This window comes from Mycobacterium sp. (assembly GCF_035314665.1).
In the GTDB taxonomy this organism is placed as follows: Bacteria; Actinomycetota; Actinomycetes; order Mycobacteriales; family Mycobacteriaceae; genus Mycobacterium.
In genome coordinates this window covers 1-12,252 of the sequence record NZ_DATFZD010000014.1, presented here as the reverse complement: position 1 = coordinate 12,252, position 12,252 = coordinate 1, and the positions used below count along the sequence as shown (strand labels likewise).

The 12,252-nt window shown below is 65.1% G+C and carries 9 protein-coding genes and 2 pseudogenes; 10 read left to right on the top strand and 1 reads right to left on the bottom strand.

All coding sequences use genetic code 11. The annotated features are described in order from the left end of the window. Positions 1-227 precede the first annotated feature (227 nt). From VKI00_RS01020 to VKI00_RS00975, 10 genes and pseudogenes are all read left to right on the top strand, one after another. Entirely contained in the window at positions 228-1,031 is an 804-nt protein-coding gene (locus VKI00_RS01020) for a 2OG-Fe(II) oxygenase (protein ID WP_324434605.1), read from the top strand. A gap of 278 nt (positions 1,032-1,309) precedes the next feature. Beyond that, positions 1,310-1,804, top strand: a pseudogene (locus VKI00_RS01015) (IS1634 family transposase); the annotation flags it as partial. A 291-nt stretch (positions 1,805-2,095) separates the two neighbouring features. Then, positions 2,096-2,578: pseudogene (locus VKI00_RS01010) on the top strand (IS110 family transposase); the annotation flags it as partial. 70 nt (positions 2,579-2,648) lie between these two features. Beyond that, positions 2,649-3,950 carry a site-specific integrase gene (locus VKI00_RS01005; protein WP_324434603.1) on the top strand — a complete coding sequence of 434 codons (1,302 nt, stop codon included), beginning with the start codon at positions 2,649-2,651 and terminating at the stop codon, positions 3,948-3,950. Continuing rightward, positions 3,947-6,106 carry a site-specific integrase gene (locus VKI00_RS01000; RefSeq protein WP_324434601.1) on the top strand — a complete coding sequence of 720 codons (2,160 nt, stop codon included), beginning with the start codon at positions 3,947-3,949 and terminating at the stop codon, positions 6,104-6,106. The genes VKI00_RS01005 and VKI00_RS01000 overlap by 4 nt, the downstream gene beginning before the upstream one ends. A 171-nt stretch (positions 6,107-6,277) precedes the next feature. Next, positions 6,278-7,312: a tyrosine-type recombinase/integrase gene (locus VKI00_RS00995; protein ID WP_414687091.1), complete on the top strand. Its 1,035-nt coding sequence runs from the start codon at positions 6,278-6,280 to the stop codon at positions 7,310-7,312. After that, complete coding sequence (locus VKI00_RS00990; RefSeq protein ID WP_324434597.1) at positions 7,313-7,645, top strand: helix-turn-helix transcriptional regulator; 333 nt, start codon at positions 7,313-7,315, stop codon at positions 7,643-7,645. 3 nt (positions 7,646-7,648) lie between these two features. Further along, entirely contained in the window at positions 7,649-10,048 is a 2,400-nt protein-coding gene (locus VKI00_RS00985) for a hypothetical protein (protein ID WP_324434595.1), read from the top strand. 18 nt (positions 10,049-10,066) lie between these two features. After that, on the top strand, positions 10,067-10,570 hold the full coding sequence (locus VKI00_RS00980; protein WP_324434593.1) for an integrase: 504 nt from the start codon (positions 10,067-10,069) through the stop codon (positions 10,568-10,570). Next, positions 10,567-11,355, top strand: a complete 789-nt coding sequence (locus VKI00_RS00975; protein WP_324434592.1) for a transposase — start codon at positions 10,567-10,569, stop codon at positions 11,353-11,355. Before VKI00_RS00980 ends, VKI00_RS00975 begins: the two co-directional genes overlap by 4 nt. Positions 11,356-11,618: 263 nt before the next feature. On the opposite strand, the gene VKI00_RS00970 is transcribed toward VKI00_RS00975, so the two are convergent. After that, complete coding sequence (locus VKI00_RS00970) at positions 11,619-12,026, bottom strand: nuclear transport factor 2 family protein (RefSeq protein ID WP_324434591.1); 408 nt, start codon at positions 12,024-12,026, stop codon at positions 11,619-11,621. Positions 12,027-12,252 lie beyond the last annotated feature (226 nt).

Sequence of the window (12,252 nt, the reverse complement as noted above, 5' to 3'; positions counted from 1 at the left end):
GTAGACGTCCCAGCTCGCGAACAATCCGCGGGAAGATTGGCCCTGCGTCGGGCCCCAGGCATCGGCATCCGGCTGCCAACCACGATGATCTTCGGTCGGGTCGCCCCCACCTTTCTTCAGGCGTCGAACGCCGGAAGAGCTAGACATCACTCGGGGGTAGACCCAATCGGGAAAAACCGGTCAATCCGATCAGAAACCAACACCTGCTAACAACTTAGGTAAGGGAGATGAACATGCCCAATGGCGTGATACGCGAGATTGATTGTGACCTTCTTCGGGAACAAGCGCGCGCGGCTAAGCCATTCAAATATATCCTTATAGACGATTTCCTCGACACCGATTTTGCCCACGATGCACTGCGTTCATGGCCGAGTTATGAAGACGCCGTCAAAATGGGCAAAGGGTATCCTTCGATTAATGAGCGAAAAAAGTTTGAGCTGAGTAACAGTGCACAGTACCCACAACCATTGCGAGAACTCAACGAAGCGCTGGCTTCACCCCCGTTCCTCGAGACTGTTTCGTCGATTTTTGAGATCCCTAATCTGCTCGCTGACCCCGAGTTGGTCGGAGGTGGGCTCCACCAGACGGGCCCCTGCGGACATCTCGATGTTCACGTCGACTTCAATTACATCGCGGCCAGGAAACTACACCGCCGGCTAAACATACTCATCTACTTCAACGAGGGATGGGCACCAGAATGGGGCGGCCAGCTCGAGCTGTGGAATCAAGACGTTTCAGAGCGTATTGGTTTGTTCGATCCGATCTTTAACCGTTGCGTAATCTTTGAGACAAGTGAGATCAGCTATCACGGAGTCACCAAGGTGACGTGCCCGAAAGATGTTGTCCGCCGCTCCTTCGCGGGCTACTACTACACCACGGAAGCTCCTGCACACTGGACTGGCAAATCGCACTCCACCATTTTCAAGGCTCGTCCAGAGGAGTCGGTCAAGAAGCAAATAATGGCGGTGAGGCACGCCTCGGACATGGTGAAAGGCAAACTGAAGCAAGTCATCCGCAGATCCGCCATTTAGGACCTGGATTTTTCGTGAAGTGCGATGCGTGAATGGGTGTAGTTACGCGAAAGTGCCTGTCCGGCAAGGCATAGTGGCACTTCTCTACGGTTCCACGATGCTGGCGGAAGGCACTTCTTAGGTGAAGAGCAGCACAGCGGTTTGGCGCCGATCGATTCAAAATATGTGGCGGGAACGCGCACCCACGCGCGGGCGTTCGCACGTGATCGATCCCACGGCTTACCGCGGGAAGACGCAATCGCTGGCCTGGCCATCGCATCGTTGTCATGAACCGAGGAGGTATCGATGAACAAGTCGCCAAGCCCAGCGTGCCGTTGACGGGCATGCTCCGGTCAAGCGCAACCGCTACATCCAACTCTCGGGGGCGACCAAGAGCGTGAACCGGACCCTTGGAGGCCAAGACCCGGGCGTTGGCCGGGTGGAAGGGCTACACCACCACCCAGTCCTCGGCGTTCGTGATCGACGCCTACCACCAGTTGTGGCGCATCGAGAAGGCCTTCCGAATGTCCAAGCACGATCTACAGGCCCGGCCCATCTACCACCACACCCGCGAATCCATCGAAGCCCACCTGACCATCGTGTTCGCCGCGATGGCCGTAAGCCACTACATCGAGAACCAAACCGACTGGAGCATCAAGAAATTCGTGCGCACCACCCGCCGCTACCGCACCGTAACGATCAAAGCCGGCCGCCAGACCCTCACTGCCGCCGACCCACTACCCGACGACCTCCGCGACGCGCTGGCCAAGATCGGCAGCGCCGGTGTGCACTAGTTTGGCCCAACTCAGCAAACCGGCGCCCGGTGGGCGCACCGTGGTGCGCGAAGATTCGGCGGTGGTCACCTGTTGTGCTCACCTCAGCAGCGGCGGGATCATTATTTCTGTTCGTCGTGGTTGTCCCCGGAAAGACCTTGGTGCTTTGAGCCTGTAAGTCAGCATGGCGGCGGAGGGCTTCCACGGGAACCGTGGATTGGTGCCTTGAGCCCGTGCGTCAGACTTCCGACTCTCCTGCTCTCCCCACGACGGACACCTTCACAGTGGGCTACGAGAGAAGGGAGCGGCGCCGTGGACGTCATTCATCCGCGCTGCGCGGGCCTGGACATTTCAAAGAAGGACGCCAAAGTCTGTGTCCGCATCAACGGCGCAGGCCGTCGCAGGACCAGTGAAACAGTGACCACGTTCGGAGCGACCACCCGCCAGATCATGTCGATGCGGGATCATCTTGCCGCGCAGCAGGTTACGTGCGTCGTCATGGAAGCCACCGGCGACTACTGGAAGCCGTTCTACTACCTATTGGAGGATCTGCCTGGGGTGGAGGTGATGCTGGTCAATGCCCGACACGTCAAGAACCTGCCTGGCCGCAAAACCGACGTCGCCGACGCCACCTGGCTTGCTCAGCTCGGCGCCCACGGTCTGGTCCGTGGATCGTTCGTTCCACCGGAACCGATCCGGCAGCTGCGCGACCTGACCCGCACCCGCACCGCCGTGACTCGCGAACGCACCCGCGAGATCCAGCGATTGGAGAAGCTCCTCGAAGACGCCCTGTTGACTGAACTACCGGGAGGGGTGTCCGTGTCTTGCGGCGAGATTCCGCAGCGTGTGGTTAGCGTCCCGTGCCATGGTCGAAGCAATGGATATGCCGCGGGATCTGTCGTTGTTGGTGGTGCCCTGTCGCGGGTCGCTTGAGAACACAGGGGATCTGTTCGAGCCGTATCGGCTGGTGGACGCTGCGGGTGGGGTGGTCGGATCGGTCGCGGGTTATCTGCGTGATCTGCAGGCGGCTGGTCGTTCGCCGGCCACGCAGCGCTCCTACGGAATGGATTTGTTGCGCTGGTTCCGGTTCTTGTGGGCGACCGAGGTCGGTTGGGATCGAGCGACTCAAGTGGAGGCGCGGGATTTCTGTTGCTGGATCCAGGCCAGTGACAAGGCCATTCGCCAACATTGGCGGCAGGCCGGTCAGGATCCGACGAGCGGCATCAAAAGGACTGCACGGTCGGTGCCGCCGGAGGGTGTCCGACGGGCCGGTGTTCCGAATGCGGTGACGGGCAAGCGAACGCCTGGGCTGAAGTACGCCTCGTCGACGGTGGCTCACTGTGAGACGGTGTTGCGCAGCTTCTATGCCTTTCATCTGGAGGCGGGCAGCGGCCCGATCGTGAATCCGTTCCCGCTGGTCCGCGGACGACGAGCCGGCCGGGCGAACGCACACGGCAACCTGATGGATCCGGTCGGGGCGCAGCGGTCGGGCCGGTACCGGCCGAGGGTGGCGGTGCGGATTCCGCGGGCGATTCCGGATGAGAAGTTCGATGAGCTGTTCGCGGCGCTGGGTTCGCATCGGGACCGGGCGCTGGTCGCGTTCTGGGTGTCGACCGGGGCGCGGGCGGCGGAGCTGCTGGGGGCGACCCGCGCCGATGCCGACCCAGGTCAGCAGCTGATCACGGTCATCCGTAAGGGCAGCCGGTGTCTGCAGCAGCTGCCGGCGTCACCGGATGCGTTTGTGTGGCTGCGGCTGTATCAGGCGCAACTGCAGGGCGTGGCGCCGACCGGGGCGGATCAGCCGTTGTGGTGGACGCTGCGGAAGCCGTTGCGGGCGTTGACCTATCACGCCGCGCGGGCGATGTTCGGGCGCGCGAACGCGTTGCTGGGGTCGAACTGGTCGCTGCATGATCTCCGGCATTCCGCGGCCTACCGGATGGCGCGGGATCCGCAGATGACGCTGACGGATGTGCAGTGGGTTCTCGGGCACGCCCATTTGTCGACCACGCAGGTGTATCTGACGGCGCCGGTCGAGGACATGATCGCTGCGGTGGTGGCCCATCACGCCCGCCGCGCGCAACCGCGGGCGTCACCGCCCGCCGATGCCGACCGGTTGCGTTACCGCCAGCAGTCCCTGGATGTGCTGTTTGGGCAGGGACCCGCGTGAGCACCACCGATCAGGTCGGCGGCGAGGCGCCCGCTGAAGCTGGTGGCGGTCTGTATCAGGGGGCCCGACCGGCTGGACGGGCCAGGCCCGGGCCTTCGCCGTCGGTGATGTTGCTGCGTCAGTTCCCACCCCGTGCGCTCACCGCTAACTGGCCGGCGACCGGGACCCCGAGAGCACAGGTGATGACCTGGTTGATGGCCGACCCGTTTCTCAGCGGTTCCGCCACCGGGCTGCGTAACCGCCGTCGCGGTCTGATCCGGGTCCTGGACTGGTTGGAGCGCCAACCCGGCGACACCTGGCAGGACCGGTGGCTGGCCAGCGCTGCCGACGCGCACGGCAACCAGGCTTGGCGGCGACTACCGATGCACGAACAAGTGGGGATCACTTACGGGGCAGGGGATTCCGAGCACATCGGGCTGAACATTGCCCGCGCCATATCGGTGCTTGTCTGCGCGGACGTGCTCCGGCCGAGCCTGAGCTGGCTACTGACGCCGGCGACCCCGGCTGGGCTGGTCGCCGACTTGACCCGCGGCCGCGATCCGCAGGGATTCGCCCGCCTAGCCGAAGTCTGTCGAGTGGACGGCTCCAGTACGCACACCACGCAGCTGGCGTTACGCCGGGTCGCTGCCATCCTGGCCGCCAAAGGTGGCCGGGTCGACGACATCACCGTCGGCGATTGCGTGCAACTGCTACACACGCTGGAGGAACACCAGGCCGGCCGCGGGGTGCGCAGCCCCTACTTCTACCAGCTGCTGCACACCGCGGGTGTGTTCTCTGCCGACGCCCCGACGGTGCGCGGCCTGCGCACGCAGGGCCAGCTGAGCTGCGAGCAGCTGATCGACCGCTACGGCATCGCGTGCCGGCCGCTGCGTGACCTACTCGTGGACTACCTCCGCGAACGCCGCCCCGGCGTGGACTACGCGACCCTGCACAAGCTGTCCTACAGCCTCGGCCGGCTGTTCTGGCGCGACCTGGAAATCAACCATCCTGGCATCGACTCGCTCCGCTTGCCGGCCGACGTCGCGACCGGGTGGAAGGAGCGCATCACCACCAAGATCACCCGGTCCGCCGATCGCGACGGGCGGATCAGCGAGGTGCCCACGCCGCGGATCAACGCCCTGGACCACCTGCTCGCCGTCCGCTCCTTTTACCTCGACATCACCCAATGGGCGACCGAGGACCCGTCCCGGTGGGGCCCCTGGGTCGCGCCCTGCCCGATTCGCGAGGCGGAACCGTCGCTGCAGCGCAAGAAACGGTCGCACCGCAAATCACGCATGGATCAGCGGACCCGGGAACGGCTGCCGATACTGCCCGTCCTCATCACCACCCTGAACACCGCCCTCACCTCCGCCACCGACCGGATGCAGGCCGCGCAGGCCGTTGCCCCAGGAGACACGTTCACCATCGGCGGGCAGACCCTGCGCCGGTCACGCACCACACACGCCACGGTTGGCAAGACCTGGGCCGAGGACCCCGGCACCGGCAAAAGACGCGACCTGAGCCTGGAGGAACACCAGGCGTTCTGGACATTGGCCGCGGTGAACGTACTGCGCCATACCGGCATTCGAATAGAGGAACTCGGCGAACTTTCCCACCACAGTCTCATCCACTACAGGCTGCCAGCCACCGGCGAACTCATCCCCCTTTTGCAGATCGCGCCGTCCAAAACCGACACCGAACGGCTCCTGGTGATCAGCCCCGAACTGGCCGACGTGCTCAGCACCATCATCTGCCGGGTACGCGACGAACACGGCGCCGTCCCGCTGGTCGCGGCCTACGACTACCACGAACGGGTCTGGAACCCGCCGATGCCGCTCCTGTTCCAACGCCAATTCGGCGGCGAGCACCGCCCCATCGCCGGACCCGCCGTCCGTGAGCTGATCAGCAACGCCCTGACCGGCAGCGGGATCACCGACGGCAGCGGCAAACCGCTGCGGTTCTCCCCTCACGATTTCCGCCGAATCCTGATCACCGACGCGATCATGCACGGCATGCCGCCCCACATCGCCCAACTCGTCGCCGGCCACCGCGACATCAACGTCACGATGGGTTACAAAAACCCTCGGGAATTGCATCAGATGGGCGCGTTTCGGCAGGTCGCCTGGCGAGTGAGCTATGGCAATGGTCCCATGCCAGCAGCTCGACACGCCGCCTGACCTGGGTTGCTTGAATCGTCCGCCCGTTGGATGCATGATCCTTGCTCTGGAAGGTCGCGCCGATTCGGGGTTGGAGGCGGTGTGGGACGGGCGGATCTGGCGGGTGCGGCGCATCTCGAGCTGGTTTCTGGTGTGGTGCAGCTGCGCCCGGAAGACGCTGCGTTGGAGGCGATGCTGCGTGGCTGGCGTGCCCAACAGACGGCGCGCGGACTGCGCGAGGACACCATCGCGCCACGGGAGCGGCTGGTGCGCCGGTTCGTCGAGTTCACCAACGAGTACCCGTGGCGGTGGTTGCCGGGGCACGTGGACGAGTGGACGCAATCGTTGATGGCGGAGTCCCATCTGGCGCCGTCGACGATCCGCGGCTACCAGACCGATCTGCGGCTGTTCAGCGAGTATCTGTGCGACACCCGCTATGGCTGGGCTGCGATGTGTCAGGAGCAATTCGGGCCAGGGGTGCATCCGGTTCCGATCTGCCATGAATGGAACACGATCGCTCATCTCAATGACTACGAGGGCAATCCGGAGGCCCGCCCGTTCAGCCGCACGGAGTTGCAGCGGTTCCTCGACTACGCCGACGAACAGGTCGACCGTGCGGTGCGCGCGAAACGTAAGGGCGCGCTGGCCGCCTACCGGGACGCGACGTTATTTAAGGTGGTCTACGCGTGGGGCCTAAGGCGCACCGAGACGGCGAAGTTGGATGTTCTTGACTGGGGCCGCAACCCCGCGGCCCCGGAGTTCGGCCGGTTCGGGATGCTGCATGTCCGCTACGGCAAGGCGGTGCGCGGCCAGCCGCCGCGACGCCGCAACGTGCCCTCGGTCATGGGCTGGGCGGTAGAGGCCGTCGCCGACTATGTCGACAACATCCGGCCCCGCTTCGGCAGTGAGGAGCATCCGGCCATGTGGTTGACCGAACGCGGCGGTCGGGTGGCCCCGGCGGAGATCAACGCCCGGTTCGTCGCCTATCGCGATGCGCTCGGGCTGCCGAAAATCCTTACTCCCCATAGCCTTCGGCATTCCTGGGTGACACACCTGACCGAGGACGGCGTTGATCGGCGGTTCATTCAGGAGGCCGTTGGGCACCGCTGCGATACGTCCACGGCTATCTACACCCACGTGTCCGGCGACTTCATGAACACCGCGCTGCGAAAGGCCCTCGGCCCAGCGTTCGACGACCATGCATCTTCGCGCCGGAAGGAGTTCTGAATGGCGCGCAAACTCGACTACCGCTGGCACCTGCGGCAGGTGATGGCCGCGCGCGGCATGTTCGCCACCACCGACCTGATCGAGCCGTTGGCGCAGCGCGGGATCCACCTGTCGTCGAGCCAGGTCTACCGGCTGGTGGTGGACCGCCCGGAGCGGCTGAGCCTGAAGATCCTGATGGCGGTGCTGGACATCCTCGACTGCAGCATGGACGAGCTGATCGAACCGATCGCCGCGGCAACACCGTCTCGAAAGAAGCGCACCGCCGACGGTGCCGACGCTGGTGTCGGCTCGCTGCGACCGAGACGGGCCCGCATCACCGGGATTGAGAGCTGACCGTTGTTCGTCGAGTTCGCACCCGAGGTGCTCGCCGACCCGATCGGGGTCGTCGTCGACCTGATCGCCGAGTGTAAGCCTGGCCTGGACCGGTCGACGATCACGTGCGTCGTCGAGGAGATCGCCGGCGGTCGGGTCAAACGCCGCCGACTCGCCCAGGCCCTGCTCGACCGGCCACGAGTTCTCGATGACGGCCGCTCGCCCGCCCCTCGCGCGGTCGGGGACCTGCTGGTTGCGCTGAACAAGGCTGGTGCATCGCGCATTTCGGCACCGGTGTGCGCCGAGTGCGGCAAACACCTGCGCACGCTGCAACGCCGCGGCGACGACTGGTACTGCGGAGTCTGCGGTCCGGTCCGCGAACCGTGCGGCCAGTGCGGACGCGTCCGCCCGATCCACACGCGGGACCGCGACGGAAACCCACGCTGCGTGGCGTGTCCGCCCGACGGCGGGCGTGACCCGCTCGAGCTCGCGGTGGACGTGATAGTCGCCGCCGACGCGGCGCTGTCGACCGACGTCGCCGCCGCAGCGGTGAGGTTGGCGGCCCCCCGGTCCGGGCACCGTCATCAGCTTGCCTGGGCGTTGCAGGACCGGCCCGAGCTGCTCACCGGCGCCGGCGCCGAAGCACCGACCCGGTCGGTCCTGCGCCTTATCGACACCCTGTGCGACGTCGGAGCGAGCGCGATAGTCCGCCCGCCCTGCCCCCGCTGCGGTCGAATCATTCACCTGCACAGGCGAATCGACGGGAAGTGGCTGTGCCGCAACTGCACCGCCAAGTCCCGCGCCCAACCCTGTGGCCGGTGCGGGGCGGTCCGCGAGGCCGCGACCCGCGACGAGCTAGGGCGACCGCTGTGCGCCCACTGCTTGATCACCGATCCCGCCAACCGCGAAACATGCGTCCAGTGTGGTCGACGTCGACCGGTCCAGGTTCGAACACCCGGCGGACCGCTCTGTGGCAAGTGCGTACCTCGCTCCGTGCTGACGTGCGCGGTCTGCGGGCGGACCGCAGCGTGCGTGGTCTCCAAGGCCACCGCCAAACCCTGGTGCTTCGCGTGCAAGCAGCGGTGGATCCGCTGCGCTGGTTGCGGCGAGGTCGCTCCGCTGCGCGGCGGAACAGTCGACGAGCCGTTGTGCTCGTTGTGCACCCGGCCCGACAACGCCTGGCGCAGTTGCCCCAGCTGCGGCCAACCCGGACGGTTCCACCACGGCCGGTGCGCTCGCTGCTCCGTCACGAGACGCCTGCACGAACTGCTCGCCGACGACACCGCCACCATCCCGGTCGACCGGGAAGTCCTCTACCGGGCGCTGGCCGCGACCGAGCGGCCAGGCACGCTGAGCGCTTGGCTGGACAAAAGCTCCGCGCCCCAGATGCTGCGTGAGCTCGCCGGACGCACCCTCACACACCAAACACTCGACGAGCTGCCCACCGGGAAGACCGTCGAGCACCTGCGCAGCATCCTCATCGCCGCGGGAATCCTGCCTACCCGCGACGAACACATGATGCGACTCGAACAATGGGTCGGTGCCGCCATCGCCGAGCGAGCAGACCCCGACGAACAACACCTGCTGCGCCGGTACGCCCTTTGGCACATGCTGCGGCGCCTGCGACAACGTACACGAGGCGCCGACACCACCCACAACCAGTACGTCCTCGTCCGGCAGCACGTACGAGCCGCGATCGGATTCCTCGATTGGCTGGCCACACAAGGCCTCTCGCTCGCGGACGCACGCCAAGGCAACCTCGAGGAATGGACCGCCAGCGACAACGCCACACTGCGGCGGGAAACCCGGCACTTCCTGCGATGGGCCAAGAAGCAGAAACTCACCACCCTCGACGCGCCAGCCGTCAGATGGGACGGTCCCTGCGGCGTCATCGACACCGAGGCCCGATGGGACCAGGCTCGGCGGCTGCTCCACGACGGAACGATCAAACCCGAAGACCGCCTCGCCGGCCTGCTCGTGCTGCTCTACGCCCAATGGCCGGCCGCGATCAGCCGGCTGACGATCGACCACACCCGCACCAGCGGCGGGCAGGTCCTTATCCGTCTCGGCGACGAGCCCGTCGTGCTGCCCGAACCCGTTGCCTCACTTGCCCTCACGGTCGTGGCGAACCGTCGCGGAAAAGCCGCCGTCGGCGACCCCGGTACCTCGCCATGGCTGTTCCCCGGCGGGCAACCCGGGCGCCCGATCAGCCCGTACGCACTCACTGAGCGACTCCGCCAACTCGGACTCCAACCCGCCAGAGACCGCTCCACCGCGCTGTTCCAGCTCGCCACCGACCTGCCCGCCGCCGTCTTGGCCCGCATGCTCGGTATCCACATCACCGTCGCCGTGGCCTGGCAACGCGCCTCCGCAGGCGACTGGACCGACTACGCCGCTGAAATCAGCCGCAGAACATACCGCTGAGGAGAGGCATTCCGACAGTTGCAATATCTGACGTCGCCAGAGGCCGTCTACCCCGAAGAAGTCATCAATGGCCACCGGGCGTTCATCGCCCGCCGACGGGCGCTGCGGCCCAGCGAGGAATACCGCACCCCGACAGAAGAGGAATGGGAGGAGTTCCTCGGCCATTTCGAACGCCGAAAAGTCTCCCTGGGCACCTGCGGAAGGTCCTACGCGACGCCCTGCATCCATGAACATTCCTGCATCCGCTGCCCCCTTCTACGCCCCGACCCGGCCCAACGCAGCCGTATCGCCGAAGTCAGCGACAACCTCGTCAGCCGCATCGACGAAGCCCGCCGCGAGGGATGGCTCGGTGAAGTCGAGGGCCTGAAAATCAGCCTCGCCGCGGCGCGCGGCAAGCTCGCCCAACTCGACGAACTCACCTCCCGACCCGCTGCCGTCCAGCTCGGCATGCCCAGCACCAAAAGGGCATCAGTGACCAGACCACCGGCCACACACGCCGCCGCCAAATACCCAACTCCATGAAAATTTCTAAGTTCAGAGAAGCCGGGATCAAACTGTCCTCGGTTGCCGCTGATCTCAACGGCGCTTCCTCGCGGGCGATGCTGGAAGCCTTACTTGCCGGAGAAACCGATCCCGCGGCCATGGCTGAGCTCGCCAAGAAGCGGATGCGGGTGAAAATCCCGCAACTGACCGAAGCCCTCTACGGCCGGTTCACTTCCCATCACGCGTTTCTGACCCGCATGCACCTGGACTTGATCGACCAGCACACCGCGGCCATCGAGCAGCTCACCGATCGAATCGAGGTGGTGATGGAACCCTTTCGCGGTTTCCGAGACTTGATCTGCACCATCCCCGGCATCGGTGGGTACACCGCCGACGTCGTCGTCGCTGAAACCGGAGCCGACATGACCAGATTCCCCACCGCACAACACCTCGCGTCCTGGGCGGGCACCACCCCGGGCAACAACGAATCGGCCGGCAAGGTCAAATCGCGCCGCACCCGACCGGGCAACCCCTACCTACAAGGCGCCCTCGGCACCGCGGCGATGTCGATCTCCCACACCCGCGACACCTACCTGGCCGCCAAATATCGCCGGATAGCTACCCGCCGTGGCCCCCTCAGAGCCAACGTTGCCGTTCAACGCGCACTGCTCGTCGCGATCTGGAACATCGCCACGACCAACACCCCGTACCACGATCCCGGCGGCGACTACTTCACCCGCCTCAACCCGCAGAAAGCTCGAAACAACGCCGTCCGCCAACTCGAAGCCATGGGCTACCACGTCACCCTCGACCAGGCGTCCTGACCGAGCCTCTCACCCTACGAGCTCACCTCACGGGAATCTTCTCGTCAGGTCTGCTCGGATTGGCGGTCGCCCTCCATGTAGGGGATGGTAGGTGGGCCCGTTCGACCGCGTGGTCAGTTCAGTCGGTCGATATCAGCCCATCTAGAACGGTGTAGCGCGACCTTTGACATGTCGCTGGCGGGCCGCAGTGCTGCCGGCGGGGTGGCGTGATGGGTTCACGGCCGCGTGTCCCGTTGAATGCTGCTAATAAGTCACTTTTGCGGTCACGTGGGCTCTAGCGGCGTTCTGCCCAACCTCTGCCCTGGGGGTTCGCGCTTAGGAGTCACCGGGTGGGGTGAAGTACTCGTGCCAGGCGGTGATTTTTTGGTCCTTTCACCTCGTAAGCCCCCCATGTGCGGTATGTCCATCGTCTTCCCATTGACTATCCAGTGATCGATGCGCTCCATCAGCACGACATCGCCCACGGCTGCAAGATAAAGGATCTCAAGGTCAACGCAGGTTCCGCCGCTGAAGTATCCCTCCATGGTCTTGCGGATCGCGTCGTGACCTGAAACCGGCGCGTAGGGACCGACATGTAACGTGAGGTTCTCAGCGATGTAGCTCATGACCTCGTCGACATCGTTACGACCCCACGCGGCCATCTCGGCCCGAACGATCTCCTCAGGGCTCATCGCTTTCCCCTCTCAGCGAACTCCGGCATAAAACTGACTTTAACTCGCACAAAACGACACGGAGTCGTTTCATGGTCGCCCTCCACCAACCTCTGCGATTTTGTCGCGTCCGCTGTGGCCAGGACTTTGGCGTGCCTGGCCCTTGGTGAGTACAACCGCTAGCGGGTCTGAGCCTGAAGACGGGGATACGACGTCCGATGGGGTCTGTCTTTAGGCGGTAGTCGCC